General features: G+C 38.7%; 17 protein-coding genes. 6 read left to right on the top strand and 11 right to left on the bottom strand.

All coding sequences use genetic code 11. The annotated features are described in order from the left end of the window. Positions 1–559: 559 nt before the first annotated feature. The 3 genes from sodC to AC1Z3T_RS06720 form a co-directional block, all read right to left on the bottom strand. On the bottom strand, positions 560–1,114 hold the full coding sequence (sodC, locus tag AC1Z3T_RS06730; protein WP_009586124.1) for a superoxide dismutase family protein: 555 nt from the start codon (positions 1,112–1,114) through the stop codon (positions 560–562). Positions 1,115–1,314: 200 nt separating this feature from the next. After that, complete coding sequence (locus AC1Z3T_RS06725) at positions 1,315–2,436, bottom strand: AI-2E family transporter (protein ID WP_009586180.1); 1,122 nt, start codon at positions 2,434–2,436, stop codon at positions 1,315–1,317. Positions 2,437–2,537: 101 nt separating this feature from the next. Continuing rightward, complete coding sequence (locus tag AC1Z3T_RS06720; RefSeq protein ID WP_004826486.1) at positions 2,538–3,182, bottom strand: ParA family protein; 645 nt, start codon at positions 3,180–3,182, stop codon at positions 2,538–2,540. 128 nt (positions 3,183–3,310) lie between these two features. Here AC1Z3T_RS06720 and AC1Z3T_RS06715 point away from each other — a divergent pair, with 128 nt between their 5' ends. Next, complete coding sequence (locus tag AC1Z3T_RS06715; RefSeq protein WP_009586148.1) at positions 3,311–3,778, top strand: Holliday junction resolvase-like protein; 468 nt, start codon at positions 3,311–3,313, stop codon at positions 3,776–3,778. On the opposite strand, the gene AC1Z3T_RS06710 is transcribed toward AC1Z3T_RS06715, so the two are convergent. Beyond that, the gene (locus AC1Z3T_RS06710; RefSeq protein WP_100886051.1) at positions 3,775–4,398 is read right to left on the bottom strand and encodes a class I SAM-dependent methyltransferase; all 624 of its coding nucleotides are present in this window, start codon (positions 4,396–4,398) and stop codon (positions 3,775–3,777) included. The two genes, AC1Z3T_RS06715 and AC1Z3T_RS06710, sit on opposite strands and share 4 nt — an antisense overlap. A 178-nt stretch (positions 4,399–4,576) precedes the next feature. On the opposite strand from AC1Z3T_RS06710, the gene AC1Z3T_RS06705 reads away from it, so the two are divergent. After that, positions 4,577–5,167 carry a hypothetical protein gene (locus tag AC1Z3T_RS06705; protein WP_004826492.1) on the top strand — a complete coding sequence of 197 codons (591 nt, stop codon included), beginning with the start codon at positions 4,577–4,579 and terminating at the stop codon, positions 5,165–5,167. A gap of 80 nt (positions 5,168–5,247) precedes the next feature. Next, positions 5,248–5,652 (top strand): protease inhibitor I42 family protein, encoded by a 405-nt coding sequence (locus AC1Z3T_RS06700; protein WP_004826493.1) that lies wholly within the window; start codon positions 5,248–5,250, stop codon positions 5,650–5,652. A gap of 415 nt (positions 5,653–6,067) precedes the next feature. Here the strand turns inward: AC1Z3T_RS06700 and AC1Z3T_RS06695 are convergent, their stop codons facing one another. Both AC1Z3T_RS06695 and AC1Z3T_RS06690 read right to left on the bottom strand, forming a co-directional pair. Beyond that, positions 6,068–6,622 (bottom strand): hypothetical protein, encoded by a 555-nt coding sequence (locus AC1Z3T_RS06695; RefSeq protein WP_004826494.1) that lies wholly within the window; start codon positions 6,620–6,622, stop codon positions 6,068–6,070. A gap of 29 nt (positions 6,623–6,651) precedes the next feature. Continuing rightward, positions 6,652–7,428, bottom strand: coding sequence for a class I SAM-dependent methyltransferase (locus tag AC1Z3T_RS06690; protein WP_009586166.1), 777 nt, complete (start codon positions 7,426–7,428; stop codon positions 6,652–6,654). A gap of 116 nt (positions 7,429–7,544) precedes the next feature. On the opposite strand from AC1Z3T_RS06690, the gene AC1Z3T_RS06685 reads away from it, so the two are divergent. Beyond that, positions 7,545–8,807 carry a hypothetical protein gene (locus AC1Z3T_RS06685; protein ID WP_035301289.1) on the top strand — a complete coding sequence of 421 codons (1,263 nt, stop codon included), beginning with the start codon at positions 7,545–7,547 and terminating at the stop codon, positions 8,805–8,807. A 181-nt stretch (positions 8,808–8,988) separates the two neighbouring features. Here the strand turns inward: AC1Z3T_RS06685 and AC1Z3T_RS06680 are convergent, their stop codons facing one another. Together AC1Z3T_RS06680 and AC1Z3T_RS06675 are read right to left on the bottom strand one after the other, a co-directional pair. Then, the gene (locus AC1Z3T_RS06680; protein WP_100886050.1) at positions 8,989–9,420 is read right to left on the bottom strand and encodes a hypothetical protein; all 432 of its coding nucleotides are present in this window, start codon (positions 9,418–9,420) and stop codon (positions 8,989–8,991) included. A 125-nt stretch (positions 9,421–9,545) separates the two neighbouring features. After that, a complete protein-coding gene (locus tag AC1Z3T_RS06675; protein ID WP_100886049.1) occupies positions 9,546–10,649 on the bottom strand; it encodes a fatty acid desaturase in 1,104 nt (367 codons plus the stop codon). An 83-nt stretch (positions 10,650–10,732) separates the two neighbouring features. On the opposite strand from AC1Z3T_RS06675, the gene AC1Z3T_RS06670 reads away from it, so the two are divergent. After that, positions 10,733–11,434, top strand: coding sequence for a TetR/AcrR family transcriptional regulator (locus AC1Z3T_RS06670; protein ID WP_004826499.1), 702 nt, complete (start codon positions 10,733–10,735; stop codon positions 11,432–11,434). A 147-nt stretch (positions 11,435–11,581) separates the two neighbouring features. After that, positions 11,582–12,538 carry a 2-hydroxyacid dehydrogenase gene (locus tag AC1Z3T_RS06665; RefSeq protein ID WP_100886048.1) on the top strand — a complete coding sequence of 319 codons (957 nt, stop codon included), beginning with the start codon at positions 11,582–11,584 and terminating at the stop codon, positions 12,536–12,538. A 124-nt stretch (positions 12,539–12,662) separates the two neighbouring features. Here the strand turns inward: AC1Z3T_RS06665 and AC1Z3T_RS06660 are convergent, their stop codons facing one another. From AC1Z3T_RS06660 to AC1Z3T_RS06650, 3 genes are all read right to left on the bottom strand, one after another. After that, positions 12,663–13,328, bottom strand: a complete 666-nt coding sequence (locus tag AC1Z3T_RS06660) for a hypothetical protein (RefSeq protein WP_100886047.1) — start codon at positions 13,326–13,328, stop codon at positions 12,663–12,665. A gap of 260 nt (positions 13,329–13,588) precedes the next feature. After that, positions 13,589–14,797: an IS256-like element ISAbe10 family transposase gene (locus AC1Z3T_RS06655; protein ID WP_100886046.1), complete on the bottom strand. Its 1,209-nt coding sequence runs from the start codon at positions 14,795–14,797 to the stop codon at positions 13,589–13,591. Between the two features lie 63 nt (positions 14,798–14,860). After that, the gene (locus AC1Z3T_RS06650) at positions 14,861–15,580 is read right to left on the bottom strand and encodes a hypothetical protein (protein ID WP_100886045.1); all 720 of its coding nucleotides are present in this window, start codon (positions 15,578–15,580) and stop codon (positions 14,861–14,863) included. Positions 15,581–15,893: the final 313 nt, after the last annotated feature.

The following is a 15,893-nucleotide window of genomic DNA, read 5'->3' as shown; positions in this document are numbered from 1 at the left end:
GAATCTGCTATAGTCAAGCTGTTGAAAAACGCATAGAGTAAAATATAGTTTCTCTTAAATAAGAGAATCAATCCGAACGTCACTCTAATCAAACTTTTTTGTTTAACTGCATTTTTGCACTGCCAATAAAGTATTGCTTTTTTGCCTATATCCTTCGCTCCGCATGGCGACATCTCTGCCACCTTATGCTAGACATATTCACGATGATTCAACAGTACAGAATAAAGAAGTCGCCAAGTCTTTCAATAATTTGTATAAAAACGATAAAGCGCATTGCATATGGATGATTGAAATCAAATGAGGTGTTTAAACAATCAAGCGCCTTGATTCTATTTCTCCTTTTGATGATGAAGAGAAGAAAATTTTAATTTCAATATGATTGATGATGCATCATTTTTTTATGATGTAGATACGAATTAAATGTTTTAAAAGTACAAATTACTGATCAGCAGAATGATTTGGATGAGTGTCTTTGTGATACACGCTGATAGAAAAACCAGAGATGTGGATAAGTATATGTTTATCCACATCTCTGGTTTTTTATAGAATAACGATTAGGTTACTGGATTACACCACAAGCAATACGATCTCCACCGCCACCTAAAGGTTTTGGATGATCAGAATAGTTATCACCACCTGCATGGATCATAATGGCTAAACCTTGTATATCAGCAAGTTTCAATCGTGGGGCAATCAATGTGGTTTTAGCATTCCCATTTGAATCAACATTCAATACAGGTAAATCACCCATATGTCCATCATTTGGTGTGCCATGTCCAGTTTGGAGAGGATTGTAATGCCCGCCAGCAGCGAGGGCAGCCCCCATTTTTCCATCCTTTTCAGCAGGCGCGCAAGAGCCTTTTTCATGAATATGAAAACCGTGAAAACCAGAAGGAAGTTGGCTGAGTTGAGTCGAAATATTTAAACCGTTTGGAGAGTCTTGAAAACTAATTGTACCAATCTTGGCACCAATACCTTGCGCTGAAACAGCATGAACATCAATCGTTTTTTGAGGTGTTTTAAGTTTAGTTGTGTGCGGTGTTGTGCTACATGCAGCTGTAAAAAGCGCTACACACATACAAAGTATTGATGTTTTAAAAAAAGTAGATGTCATTATTCGCATCCAATAGCTTTAATCATGATTTAAATACTATTCAAACAAAGCATGTATGGATAAACAATGTGAATTAAATATCTGATTGTATAAGTTTATTTAATAACTGGTAAATTGGCATTGATTATGCTGTGCCTTGTAGGGAATGAAAAAAATCCGCCAAATAAAATATTTGGCGAATCCTGTATCAGGAGAGGGTGTTAATCAGGCTTTTTCAGGTCGTTTTCTTCAATTTCATATGCCATTGTCGCATCAGGCATTAAAATACCAGGCTCCGTGGTTTCATGTAGCCATTCACGCCAAATTGCCAATAATATTGCCAAAATAACAGGACCAATAAAGAGTCCAACCAGCCCAAAACTCGCCAATCCGCCCAGCACACCAAACATAATCAATAAGAATGGAATTTTTGTTGCACCTGAAATGACCAATGGACGAATCACATTATCTGCGGTACTGACAATACAGACACCCCAAGCCATCACGCCGATTGCTTCAACTGTTTGACCTTGGGAAAATAGCCATAACGATACTGCACCATAAGCGACAGGTGGTCCAAATGGGATTAGTGCCATCAGAAAAGTGGCAATCGTTAGTACCATCGGATTTGGTACGCCTGCAACAAAGTAGCTGATGCCTGCAAGAATAGATTGTGCAACCGCAGTTAAACCGACGCCATAGACCACAGCACGTGTGGTTTCAGAGATCGTATCCAAATAATGATGGATACGAGGTCCAATTAACATTTGTAATGCCTTGCTGACTTGTTCCAAAATGGTTTGACCATCTCGATAGAAAAAGAACAACGACATGATGGCAAAGCCTAGTTTGACTAAATTTTTGGTGATCTCATTCAGTACAAACTTCCCATAGTTCAAATGTCCTTGAATCCAAAGACCAATGGTTTGAGAAAGCGATGTCGGATCTGCATTTATTTCACGAACAGTTCGGCTGACTTCCTTTCCGATAATAGGGAGTTCACGAATAAAATCAGGAACAGTTAAATGACCCGATGATAATTGGCGTTGTAGGTCAAAATACAAATTTCGACCTTCATGCTGCAAAATAAAAATCGCAAAGGTGAGTGGAATGCCAACCACTAAAACAACCAGCGTAATCATCACTGAGGCACTTAATGTAGGTCGGTTCGGACCAAACATTCTTAATATGCGCTTATACATTGGCCATGTCATATAGGCGATGATACATGCCCATAATACAGGGACAATAAAATATTTGAGAATATCGTAGCCCAAGAAAATCAGGATAAACAATAACCCAAACAATAAGATGCGTTGTAAGTTTGAAGTGAAGTCTTGCACTAACTACTCTAAAAATTGCTGAGTGATTCACTCAATATTAACTGAAAAATCAAATGTGGCAAATTTTAAGCTTGCTTTATCCGACCTGCTTTAGATTGGGTTTAGAACCAATCACTTGGATCATCTATTAAAGCATCAAGCAGTGGTTGCCATTGTTCTTGAATGGTTAAAAAATTCTTTTGGGTCTTATCAAAAATATTTAAGCCCTGCATTGCCAATTGACCATATGCGGTACGTTCTGAAATCCAAGCAACGGGTTGCTGATCAATCTTTTCAAAAAATTGTTGAATATCTTTTGAACTCGCACTGTTGGCTTTCATCCGATTGGCAATCAAGTGTACCGCAACTTTTCCCTTACGAATTTTTTTAATGTCTTGGATGTGTTTGAGAAAACGTCGAGTACTGTCGATGTCAAAAAATGAGGGTTGTAGTGGTGTAACCACAGCATGACTTTCACTGATTAACTGTTCAGCGTGTTCACCGGTTAAAGCGCCAGGTGCATCAATGACTAAATAATCGAGATTTTTAGGTGCATCTCCTATTGATTTTTCATGTCGCCAATCGAGACTTTGAATTTTCGCTGCTTGTTCAGGGCGCTGTTTTAACCATTGTAGTGCTGACTTTTGTCCATCAGCATCGGCTAATGCAACTTTATAACCTTTTTGTGCCAATGCTGTGGCTAAAGTAATTGCTGTAATTGTTTTTCCACAACCGCCTTTTAAATTTGCAACAAGTATTGTTTTCATCGTATATCAATAATATCTGTCCGCTAGCCCTTGTCTACTTTAGCATTAATTTTAAGCATATAGGTTACACATGACAAAACTTTAGTAGTTGTTTACATTGTGCCAAGGATTTACAGAAAGGAAAGCGCATGTCCATCTGGATGGCGATGTTGATAGGAGCATGTATTGGCATCGTTTTAACGACAATCGTGTTATCGAGTACGCGAAATGGCAAGATTAAAGCAGAGTATGAACAATACATCACTGAGCTTGAACTGGAACATCAACAGGCACTTGCACATGCGCAAAAGCGCAGTGTGAATACCAGTCGTGCTGTTCTAAAAGGAAAGATGGCGGAACAACTTGCGCCAATCATGCCTGAGTTCCAATATTTGCCGAGTGATGCCAAGTTTTTAGGTGATCCTATCGACTATGTGATTTTTGATGGCTATACCGACTTTCGAGATGGTGAAGGCTTGGCTGAAGATATTGAAGTGGTATTGATTGATATCAAGAGTGGTGGCGCACGTTTGACCAAAGGACAACAAGCAATTGCTCAAGCCATCCGTGAAGGGCGGGTACGTTTTGAAACAATCCATATTGATTTTGCCGATTAAATTTTTTGTGCTCTTGCCATAAACATGCGTCTTCCCACTTTAGGTAGATCTTCTGCATCGAAATAATATTTTTCAGAAAACTTGAAGCCAGCGTTTAATAACTCAAGTTCAATATTGCGATTTAGATGACATCCATCAGCGAGGACTTTTTGAATTGGGGTCAAAAGGTCTTGTAACTTTTTCAAGGTCGAATTGTCATGATACTGAACATGTTCAATCAGGTGTAAGTTGCCTTCAGGTTTTAATACACGATGAATTTCTTGGAGTGCTTGTGCTAAGTCGGCAATACTACACATGGTCCATGTACTGACAATATTTTCAACTGAATGATCTGCAAAAGGTAATTTTTCGGCGCTGGCTTGGATATGCTGGATATGAAAGGGAGTATCAAAGATTCGCTTTTGAGCAAGACGATATACATCAGGATTTGGCTCAAGTGCATAGAGTTGATCAACTGCTTGATAAAAAGGTAAATTCAAGCCTGTCCCAAAACCAATTTCTAATACTTCGCCACGGATTTTTTTAATCAGTTCTGCACGACCTTCCATCATGCTGGGTGTTTGCATGACTTGATTAAGCAGGTGAGGAAAAATGCGTTGTTGATAATATTTATAAATCATAATTTGGTCATTTTAAGAGTATGATCATGATTCTAACCAATGCGAGTTTTGAATATAAGACAAAAATAGGACGAAATTTCTGTATTTTGTTACCGAAACTCGATTTTATTTTAAGTTTATCGGTTAATACTAGGTCCAGATATTTTGCTGGTTGAGTACTGAGTTTGAGGAGCATGTTATGAATAAAAAGTTAGTCTGTGCAGCATTGATGGCACTGAGTGCTTTTCAGGTCAATGCTTTTCAATCTACTGCTGTGCCCAAGGCACAATTATCCAATCCGGCCTTTAATATCGCCAATGGTTTAGCGCCGATTGATCAAAATCAGAAAGTCTCTGTTCTGGAGCCATTCCGTGGTGAGTTTCGTATTTTAGGGTCAAAAGAATATCATGACGATGCACAGGCAAAATTCTCACCGATTGACTATGCTGTGACACGGGGATTATTTACTGAACCTGAAATTGCCCGTCAAATTTCAATCAATCAATATGACCGATTCCTCAATTGGAAAATGGCTCGCCCGCCTATTCCTGCACAACTGGCAACTCAATTGGTCAGTAATATGCACATCATTCCTGCCAATCCTGAAATTGCCAAAAAAATTAAACAAGTTAAACGTGGAGACTTGGTTCGTTTAACGGGCGATTTGGTTCAGGTGAATGATAAAGATTTGGTTTGGAAGTCGGCTTTAGATTGGAATGGGGTGGGAGATGGTGCTTGTAAACTGATTCGAGTCAATTCGATTCAATGGTTAGAAAAGCAAAATATCTAAATTCAATTGAGCCAAATCCGAGAAGATGCTAAGGTGAGATGTATAATTTTAGGTCAATTGAACAATAAAGAGTGTGATAAATGAAAGGTTTAGCGTGTTTTACTTTGTTGGTTTGCAGTTTGGGGCTGGTTGCTTGTCAAAGTCCAAATCCTAGCGTAGGTAAAACACATGAATACACCCTCAAACAAAAGTGCCCAACGCTCATGGATATGAAAGTGGGAGAGGTGTTGTTGTTCAATGCTCCTGAAAATCCAAGTACGGGTTATCAATGGCAATTATTACAGCCACTGAAAATATTTAAAACTGAAGAAACCTATTTACAAAATGACAGTGAAGAAGGTGCTGTAGGTGTGGGTGGAACCAAAACTTTCCGTTTTACAGCAGAGAAACCAGGGCAGGATTATATTGAATTGGTTCATATCAGAGCTTGGGAGTCTTCTAAACAACCAGATCAACAATGGCGTTGCCGCATTCGGGTTTCTTAAGCTCAAATCACTCTAATTGTTATTTTAGCTTGTTCTCTAGACCTTTAAGACTTTTTATTGCAGAGAAGCCTTCCTATACAGGCTTACAATGGAGTAGCGACATCCATGTCGCTTTACGGTAGAAAGCCTATGGGTGTTTTATTAATCTTTGAGAGTGCTCAACTTTAAGAGCATCCAAAAATTGAATGCTCATTTTAACCACAACCCTGAGCAAGAACAAAGCACTGCTTTGTTTGCAGCGCAAGGCGCAGCGGGGACTAGCGTGTTTTTTGTCGCTTCGTCGTTCCCTTGTGAAACAGTGTTTCTCATCATTTAGAATGACTAAATTTCGTATTTCGCGCCTAGAATCGCCTAAAAAACACACCTAGTCGCAAACATAGACGAATTGTCCACAGACCCTAGTCTGATTAAAGCATTATTTACTTTCAGTGGTTTGCTTCCAGTGATCAAGCTGTTCATCGGCAGTGAACATTTCTCCCATGCCTTTGACTGCATCACTTGGATTTTTAAGCTCACCATCAGCAGATTGCTTTTTCTCATCATAGACTTTGGCTTGGTTTTCCCAATATTGATAACGTAAACCTTGAATATAGCGCCCTTGTTCTGTTTTAAGGTCCAAGTCTTTCAACATATTGAGTGCCGATTCAATATTATCTCGCTTGAGTTGGCGATCAATGTCTTCGGTTAGACTGCCATCAGCAGCACGTTTTTTAAGATCAGCTTCTAAAGCATTATTATTTTCAGTAAATTTTTGATCATATTCATCGAGCAAGGCAATATCGTGTGCATCATTTGGCGTACTCGGAAAGGCTTTAATCGGTTTGGTTTTCAGTTGGTCCATAACTTCTTGAGATGCATCTTTCGGCTCAGATGAATTGTTTTGTTGACCATCTTTAGGGGAACATGCAGCCATGAAAACGATAGATGTGAGTAAACTTGAAAGAAGCAAAGGGCGAAGTATTAAATTCATGATAAACATTCCTCATTAAAGCGTATCAATTAGCGCAGTTTCCTAAAGTTATAAACATAGGTGACATAAGGGAAGTCTATTTCATCTTGAGCTTGTTTGCCCGTATATTCCGATACAATCTGTTCGAATTTGTGTTTCAATTTGAGTTGTTCTTGTTCTGGCATCGCTGCAATAAAGCTGGTTGAGAGCAACCGTTTACTCACCACATTTTCTACCGTACCTGTGTGTAGCTGTGAAAATACTTTAGCGGTTTCAAGTTGGAACAAAAATTGATTTTCAAATACCTGCTTCCATTGCCCGCTGTGATAGCGTGGGGTATCTCCTTCAAGGGTTGCGAGCAAATCTGCCAATGCTTTCACCCAGTCTATGTTCTCGTCTCGTTGATTCCAAACCAAACCTAAATGACCTTCGGGCTTTAAAACATGGTGGATTTCGTTCAATGTTTCGATATTGGCAAACCAATGAAAGGACTGAGCGCACAAAACAGCATCAATACTTTCAGATTCTAACGGAATTTGATCACTCTTCGCTTGAAGCGTTTGTACATCAGGATGTACTATTTTCAATTGCTCCAGCATTTCAGAAACAGGTTCAATTGCAATGATATTGGGCGTCGCTTGTTTTAGATAAGGTAGAAATTTTCCAGTACCTGCACCCAAGTCAACCACCTTTGAATCTGGGCTGAGTGCTAAATCTTCGATGAGCCATTGAACCACAGCCTGTGGATAATTGGGTCTGGCTTGTTGATAGAGTTCAGCAGCCGTACTGAAACCTTTTTGAGCAGCAGGATGTAAGGAATGTGTCATATTTTGCGCTTTTTTATCTGACTAGACTCTATAAAATATGACACTTGAAGCAATCAATAGGCAAGAGCCGATTGATTTAATTTCAGCCAATGAAAGAGCGGATGCTCGGTGTGCGAATGGATAAACAAATAATTTTTGAAGATGATCATATCAGAGCAATCTATTTAACAGGTGAATCTGACACTTTAGTCCTGTCATTTGGGGACTTGATCACTCGCGCTAAAGGGCTTTCAATTAATGCTGAAAAGTCTTTGATGAAATATAACTATGCTGTTGTCGGTATTATGCCTAAGCAAAAGTCTTGGTTTCCTGCATCAAGTATGGCTGCACTTTTACAGCATCTGCAACCCATCTTAAGTCAATTCAAGAATATTGTCGGTTATGGTGGATCGATGGGGGGCTATGCAGCGATCAAATATGCCAAAGATTTAAACATGAATCGTGTAGTTGCTATGGTTCCGCAATATTCAATAGATCCTTCAGAAGTTGAAGATAAACGTTATACGGATTTCTATGACGCTGATTTAAACGCAAATATGCGTATTCAGGCACAGGATATCGTTGAAGATTGTGAATACATCATTGTTTATGATCCGTATTTTGAAAATGATAAAGAGCATTATTTAAAAATTAAGCCATTAATTCCTCAACTGCACACCCTTCATTTACCCTATACAGGGCATGATGCAATTGCTGTTTTGGCGAACTCTGCCTTATTACATGATTTTATTGAACGCCCCTATGATCAAACTTATTTCTATAAGCAGATTCGTGAGGTCAAGAAGAACAGTAAGTTTTACTATCGCAGTGTGATTGCTCGTTTGTTGGGAACACACAATGAAGCATTGGGTAAAATTCTCAAAGGAACTGATATTCAACTGGACAGTACTTTCTTTGATGCCAGTTTAAAGCAGACCATTACCCGTATTTTATTAACCAATAAACGTGTGGATGAGCAAGATCTGCAAAAGCTGGGGATTCAGGTCAATTTTGCATTTGAGGACAAAACTCAGCTACAAGACAACTTTGGTAATATCTTGGTATTTAATGTCATTACCCAGAAACTGGAAAGCTATGATCAACAGGTGATTGATGTTAATGGCAAATATATTATTCCATTAAATGTTGAAAGCAATGGTCTAGCGCAAGTCGAGATTAAGAAACAGACCTATTTGATTTGCATGAATGATCGTCGTGTGACTAAACTCTTTAAACATGATGAAGCGTTGTCATTGGATATGAATCCAATTGTGATCAAGAAAACTCCTGACTTTTATGTGTTGAGTTATAAAAACTTCTATATGAGCTGTGATATTCAAGGTCAAGTTAGTTTTGACGATGAAAGTTTAAATGAGTTTTGTCATTTTAAGATCGCTTAAGCTCAGACAATTCATCGTATGATTAAATCGGCTTTGGCTAAAGCCTTTTTTAACAGCATCATTCAATAATATAGCCCTTTTTCTCGCCTTCTCTCAAAAAGAGAAGGCGTGATCAAGAGCAATATGATTGATTACTTATCATGCTTTCGAATGTATGGAAGTGCTTTAAAAGCACCTTCATTTATATACATTGCTTTAAATAGCGTGTTGGGAACAATGCTTGATATTTCTTAAATTCACTTTGAACTTTTAAGTCATCGAGTTTATAAGTTTCGCTTGAATGTTGATAAACACCTGTTACCGCCATGAGTGAGCCTTCTTGACCTTCTTTGTAATGATAACGAAAGGTTTTTCGTGAGGCATGTAGAAGTTTTTGATCAATAAATTTATAACTAAATAATAGATTTTCCATTTCTAAATAATACCGAGCCTCTATACGACAACCTCGATTCAATTGAATTAATCTAAAATAATTTCCTTCTGAACTTCTAAATTCTGCCTCATCTAAATTTTGAATCGACTGTAAAACGAGATCTTTTGCATGTGCTGAATATGCAGATAAGATAAAACAGCTCATCAATAATATCAGTGAGCTTGATTTTGATTGTTTCATTCTAATATCTTTTTAAATTTCATTTGATTGACTATATCGTCTAAGTGCATGTTTGAATATAAAAAAAAGAGGACCCCATGCCGGAGATCCCCATAAACTGAAATTCAACCTGAAAAACATAAAGTTTAGAATCTACGATTTGCGCGTTTAAAGGTTCCAAAGTCATTAAATCGCACACCATTTTCTTTCATGATTGGATAGCAGTCTTCAGCAATCGCTTGGCGGATATAAAATGGATCACGAACAACAAAGTGATGTATTGCATGAGTACCTGCAAAGTTAAAACAAAATGCCTGCAAAGGTTTCATGCGCCAATCCGTCCAAATCTGGCATTGCTGTACAACATTTCCATCCTCAACATCGCCGTAATAATGCATATTGGAACTGGTGAAGTGTAAACTCAAGGTACGGAGAAAGTTAGGCGCAGCAATACTTACCGCATAAAATTTTGTGCTGCGGTCAACAAACTTCCATAAGCTATTCTTAGGTTGTGCGATGCCAAAAACTTTCATTGCTAATTTGGCAGCACTGATCAATAGAAAGCTATGCCAAAGTGCATAATGAATATGCCCAAATGGTGCATAACTTGCAGATAGCTTTGCCTTTAATTTAAGCTTTTCAGTTTTCGATAAATTCTTCTGCGCATGAATATAGCGGTTGGTGGTTTTCATCATGGTGATGGGGCGTAAATAGACAGCTAACATATTGTCACCTGTCATGATCAAGCGTTTTAAACCCCATTTGTCACCATTGTTAATACCTCGTTCTTCTAAATCTGTTTTTGTACCTGAGGATTTATGGTGATGTAGGTGTACTTCACGACGTATCCACGGATTGACTGTACTTGGACGAAAGGCATACACGGCTGCAAGCATGGCATCATTTATTTTTTTATTCTTACGATAATACATTTGATGAATCAAATCGTGTTCCAGTTCATGCAAAATTGACATCCAAAATGCAGAAAGTGGAATTGCCACATACCAAGCCATTTTCCCGCGAGCGTATTGTGTTATATTGAAAATAATCCCTGTAATAGCAGTAACCAGAATACTTAAACCGATTTGATCTTGATATTGAACCAGCCAAGGATGGCGTTCTCGTAACTGATTCCCAGCTTCCAAAATCGCTTTACGAATTCGATGACTGCGTTGCTCATCTTCGGGGTCAGCAAAGTTTTTGGCTTTGTTTAGCTTGGATATATGTACATCGGAAAGGGGTAAATTCATTTCCGTTTTCCTCTATATTTTTGTTTGAGAACAAGGAAGTTTTAAAAACCAACATTTGTTGGATTTTTTTGAGAGATTATCTGATGATCAAAATAACGTCAACGTCAGTTTTAAAGAAAATGACCAAAAAAGTGAGTCAACCAAAACAAGAACGCTCACAAAAAAGAATGGAAAAGATGTTGGCGACTACGCAAGAATTGTTGTTATCCATTGGAATTGAAAAGATTTCTATTCCTGAAATTGCCAATGCTTCTGGCGTTCCCCGTACCAGCATTTATCAATTTTTTCCGACGAAATACGATATTCTGCGTCATATTGCACTCGCACACTTAAATGATTTGGTGAAACAACTGGGGAAGGCTGCTGTTCGCGTTTTGACGGATAATCCCAAAGCAAGCATCGAAGTGTACGGACAACTGCTTTCAGAAAGTATGATTCGGACCACGGCTAAATTTTTCAATGAATCAGAAATTGCCAGCTTACTGATTCTTAGTGGTCCTTTTACACGGCAAGCTTATCTTGAGTATCAAATCGAGTTGAAAAAAGTCAGTGATGGTGTACGTAAAGCATTGGAAATGATTCAGGTGGATAATTATGTCCCTCAACAACCCGATACTTTAACCATTTTGATGGAATTGGTTTTTACCTGTATGAAGCATGGTTATTACAATGAAAGTTATATTTCTGAAGCCATTATTCAAGAAGCCTACCGTATGACCAATGCGTATTTATTGGCACTCAAAAATAACACCTTTGGTTTTCCTCAAGTATCAACGCAATCTTAAAATTATTGAATTGGAAAGGGGGTGTTTTTAAAGCTGAATAATGACGGTTTACATTTCAAAATATTCTAAAGAGCTGTATGAAAATCATTGAAATTTTCATGTTATAAACAAGATTGTGCAAATGATTGAAACCACAAGGTAAAGGCAATGAAGGCTGTATTTTTAGATTATGAATCTCTAGACAAAAATGATTTGGATTTTAGTCAGTTAAACTCAGCTTTTGATGAACTTGTGCTTTATCCCTCGACCACGACTGAGCAGGTATTAGCACGTGTAGCGCATGCCGATGTGCTCATCAGCAATAAAGTATTGATCAATGCTGAAACAATTGAGCAATCGAAGCATCTAAAGCTCATTTTAATTTCGGCAACAGGAACCAATAATGTCGATTTAGATGCAGCCAAGTCTAAAGGCATCGTGGTGTGCAACTGTCAGGGCTACGGCACATCAGCAGTTGCACAGCATACGCTGACATTGATGTTGGCTTTAGCAACCTCTTTGCTCAAGTATGATCATGCTGTGAAGAATGGAGAATGGAATAAATCTCCAATTTTCTGTTTATTGGATTTTCCCATTGTAGAGTTGTCAGGAAAAACTTTAGGGATCATTGGTTATGGAGAGTTGGGGCAAGCGGTTGCCAAATTAGCTGAAGCTTTTGCTATGAAGGTTTTGGTAGGGGCTCTGCCAAGCCGTCCACAGCATAAAGAACGAATAGCTTTTGCTGAACTACTTCCACAAGTCGATTTTCTTTCTTTACATTGTCCTTTAACTGATGAAACACGAGACTTGATTGATACACAAGCATTGGACTCGATGAAAAAATCAGCATTCTTAATCAATTGTGCCCGTGGAGGCATTGTGAATGAGCAGGCTTTGGCAGATGCATTAAGACAAGGCAAGATTGCAGGAGCTGCGATAGATGTACTCTCTGTTGAACCTCCGCAACAAGGAAATGTGTTGCTTGCAGAGGACATTCCAAATTTGATCATTACCCCGCACAGTGCTTGGGGAAGTGTTGATGCTCGGCAACGTATCGTAAATCAAATGTTGGAGAATTTTGAGGCATTTCAGCAGGGCAAGGTGATCCGTCAAGTGAATCACTGAGGCTTTAGAACATCGTTATAATGCTATAAACAAGCTTACCACTGCATCATCGCCCTTTAAATTACGATTTTCTCCGATTTTAGCTTTAATGAACTAAGCTTTAATGAACTGATTTTAAGATCGTTTATCTTGGTACACCTGTATCATCATCTACTGAAATGCTGGTATTGGTATTTTGATTGGGCTTGGAGTCTGTTGATGATGGACTCGGGGTGTTGGTCTGGTTCTCTATAGGCAAGCTTTGTTTTTTCATTTCTAGCTCCGGTTGTTCGGACTGAACATTTTGCGAAGCTTGTGTTTGAAGTGATGGTTGTGCAGATATCGTCGGCTGATCTGGGATGTTTTGATTAGAAATGTTTGGAACAGTGGCTGTAACAGAGGCATTCGCAGAGTTTGCAGTAGTTGATGATTGACTCAAGCTGCCTTGTTCTATTGGCACGTTATAGCTGTTTTTGCCCATCACACGGTCTTTGGTCTGTTCAACCTTTTTGACAGCGGTATCTATACCTTGTCGTGTATTGTCTCGGGCAATCGTTGCTTGTTCACTGGTATATTTTTTCGTATTTTCAATGGTTTCATCAAATGAAGGTTTGATTTTTTGAATGCCTTTTTCGGTCGCATCTCCTACTTTTTCAGCTGTATTTTGTACTGCTTCACCTGTCTTATGGGCTAGGACTCTAAATATATTGGGGTTATCACCATAAGGTTGTGTGTGAGTGTCTGTTTGAGCATAAAGTGATGATGTTGCACATATTGCAGTGATCATACATAAACTTTTCATCTTCACCATGTTTTCATTCCTTTATGATGATGTCATTAACGCTGTGAATCATATTGAGCAATGGTACTGTTTTATTCAATTACCCGCTTAAACAGTAATAAATCAGCGACAGCAAAATATAACAATATATGGTTCGTAATATTACTGAGTATTTGAAAGAAAAGCCCACGGATGTGAGCTTTTCATCTTAATATTGTGGGTTAGAGGTCATCAATTGCAATTATTTAGCTGCAACTTTGAGCCTGTAAAAACTTCTGTGTAAATGTCGCTTAAATGAAAGCGTCTAAACGACCTTCAAATTCGATCATAAACCGACTCATAGCAGCACGCCAATCCCGAATTGGCATATTCCACTTTTTTGATGCAGCTTCAATTGCCAAATAGATTACCTTTCTGACCGAGTCATCGGTTGGAAAGAGCTTACGCTTCTTGATTGCCTGCCTAATCACACTATTTAGTGATTCAATTGCATTGGTGGTGTAAATCGCTTTACGAATATCTGCTGGATAAGCAAACAAGGTATTTAGGTTCTGCCAGTGCCCGTACCAAGATTTGCTAATCTGCGGGTATTTATCATCCCATGTGCTCGCAAAGACTTCTAATGCCTGCAAGGCAGACTCTTCAGTAACAGCTTGATAAATACGCTTCAAGTCACTGGTGACGGCTTTATAGTCCTTCCAACTCACATATTTCAAACTGTTGCGTACCATGTGGATAATACATAGTTGAATGCGTGTTTGTGGGTAGACGGTAGTAATCGCATCAGGAAAGCCTTTCAAACCATCTACACAGGCAATCAGAATGTCTTGTACACCACGATTCTTTAGTTCTGTTAGAACGGACAGCCAGAATTTGGCACCTTCATTCTCGGCGATCCACATACCCAGCAGTTCTTTGTGACCCTCAAGGTTAACACCCAATGCTAGAAAGACAGCTTTGTTAATAACGCTGTTGTCCTGTCTGACCTTCACCACAATGCAATCAAGGTACACGATGGGGTAAATGTTATCGAGTGGGCGATTCTGCCACTCAATCACTTGCTCTTTAACCGCATCTGTCACCTTGGAAATCAAACTAGGAGATACATCTGCATCGTATAGTTCTTTGAATGTACTGACGATTTCACGGGTGGTCATGCCTTTGGCATACAGCGATAGGATTTGGCTATCCATGCTGGTGATTCTGGTTTGGTGTTTCTTCACTAATTGTGGTTCAAATGTACCATCACGATCACGTGGGGTATTCAGCTCAAACTCACCATCACCCGTGAGTAGTTGCTTCTTACTGTAGCCATTACGTGCATTGCCTTTGGCACTAGGCTGGTGACGCTCATGCCCTAAATGCTCGGTGAGTTCTGCATTTAGAGCTGTTTCAACGGTAAGTTTCTTTAGAGCTTTACTGAATTCATTCAGGTCAGAATCTGTTTTTAGGTTTTTGGCAAATTCTTTTGCCAGTGCCATCAATTGACTGTGATCCATTGTGGATGTCTCCATCTATCCCTATTACAGGGTACTAAGATTTGGACATTTACACAGTTTTATTTACAGGCTCGCAACTTTGGCTTCTGTTGATACGCCGACGTTTGCACTACCTACTGGTGTTTTCACATGTGTTTGTGAATTTACTTTAGCTCCTGTGTTGGTTGATTTCGGCTTAACCAAGTCTTTGGTTTTTTGCCAAGTTTTACTGGTTGCAGATTTGGTTTTATCTTTCGCTTTTATCGCAGCTTCTTTGGTGTTATGACCTGCTTCTGAACTTAGCTTTTTGGTATTTTCCCAAGCACCTTTGCTGGCTACTTTACCTTTATCGATTCCAGTTTCAACACTTGTACCGACTTTATCAGCAGTATTTTTAGTGCCATCCCAAGCATCTTTAGAGACTTCACGAGTTTTGTCGACACCTTTTTCTACACCAGTACCGACTTTACCTGCTACATTCTTGGTGCCATCCCAAGCATCTTTTGACACATCACGGGTCTTATCGACACCTTTTTCGATACCATCACCGACTTTAACGGCAGTATTTTTTGTACCATCCCAAGCATCTTTTGAGACTTCACGAGTCTTATCGACACCTTTTTCAATACCATTACCAACTTTGTCTGCTGTATTATGGATTCCTTGACCAATATTGCTGAGTAGACCTCCACCATTTGCATTGACTTCAGCTGATGCATTGGCGCTGACATTTGTATTGGCGAAAATAAGAGGAGAGCTAGCTAAAAGGGCTGTAGCGATCACTGTTGTTTTAAGCATTTTCATAATTAGTTTTATCCTATACCTGAATGAGTTCAAGTTTGAGTGTTGCCTATCATAATGTGAAATTTGAGTGAAAATAGTCTTAGAGATAAAACAGCAACAGCTTATCTACACAGTTTTAACAATAATGTAAAAATTATGAATAAAGATTAAGATCGAGTTTTTATGAAAAAAACTTTATTTTTTATTTTAAAATTCTGATACTTATAAATGAAAACTCACGATTCTAAACGTTGTGTTATTCACATCGTCATCTTGTCATTGAAACAAAAAACACATAAGCTTTGGAATCAATCTATATCTTATTCCTATAATG

The organism is Acinetobacter sp. B-6 (assembly GCF_056930735.1).
This window is presented reverse-complemented; position numbering and strand designations above follow the sequence as displayed.

Bases quoted from the DNA above. Each gene is read 5' to 3' on its own strand.
- AC1Z3T_RS06675 (WP_100886049.1), bottom strand. From the start codon at position 10,649: ATGAATTTACCCCTTTCCGATGTACATATATCCAAGCTAAACAAAGCC.
- AC1Z3T_RS06715 (WP_009586148.1), top strand. From the start codon at position 3,311: ATGTCCATCTGGATGGCGATGTTGATAGGAGCATGTATTGGCATCGTT.
- AC1Z3T_RS06670 (WP_004826499.1), top strand. From the start codon at position 10,733: ATGATCAAAATAACGTCAACGTCAGTTTTAAAGAAAATGACCAAAAAA.
- AC1Z3T_RS06680 (WP_100886050.1), bottom strand. From the start codon at position 9,420: ATGAAACAATCAAAATCAAGCTCACTGATATTATTGATGAGCTGTTTT.
- AC1Z3T_RS06705 (WP_004826492.1), top strand. From the start codon at position 4,577: ATGAATAAAAAGTTAGTCTGTGCAGCATTGATGGCACTGAGTGCTTTT.
- AC1Z3T_RS06685 (WP_035301289.1), top strand. From the start codon at position 7,545: ATGGATAAACAAATAATTTTTGAAGATGATCATATCAGAGCAATCTAT.
- AC1Z3T_RS06720 (WP_004826486.1), bottom strand. From the start codon at position 3,182: ATGAAAACAATACTTGTTGCAAATTTAAAAGGCGGTTGTGGAAAAACA.
- sodC (WP_009586124.1), bottom strand. From the start codon at position 1,114: ATGACATCTACTTTTTTTAAAACATCAATACTTTGTATGTGTGTAGCG.
- AC1Z3T_RS06665 (WP_100886048.1), top strand. From the start codon at position 11,582: ATGAAGGCTGTATTTTTAGATTATGAATCTCTAGACAAAAATGATTTG.
- AC1Z3T_RS06695 (WP_004826494.1), bottom strand. From the start codon at position 6,622: ATGAATTTAATACTTCGCCCTTTGCTTCTTTCAAGTTTACTCACATCT.
- AC1Z3T_RS06710 (WP_100886051.1), bottom strand. From the start codon at position 4,398: ATGATTTATAAATATTATCAACAACGCATTTTTCCTCACCTGCTTAAT.
- AC1Z3T_RS06650 (WP_100886045.1), bottom strand. From the start codon at position 15,580: ATGAAAATGCTTAAAACAACAGTGATCGCTACAGCCCTTTTAGCTAGC.
- AC1Z3T_RS06700 (WP_004826493.1), top strand. From the start codon at position 5,248: ATGAAAGGTTTAGCGTGTTTTACTTTGTTGGTTTGCAGTTTGGGGCTG.
- AC1Z3T_RS06690 (WP_009586166.1), bottom strand. From the start codon at position 7,428: ATGACACATTCCTTACATCCTGCTGCTCAAAAAGGTTTCAGTACGGCT.
- AC1Z3T_RS06655 (WP_100886046.1), bottom strand. From the start codon at position 14,797: ATGGATCACAGTCAATTGATGGCACTGGCAAAAGAATTTGCCAAAAAC.
- AC1Z3T_RS06660 (WP_100886047.1), bottom strand. From the start codon at position 13,328: ATGGTGAAGATGAAAAGTTTATGTATGATCACTGCAATATGTGCAACA.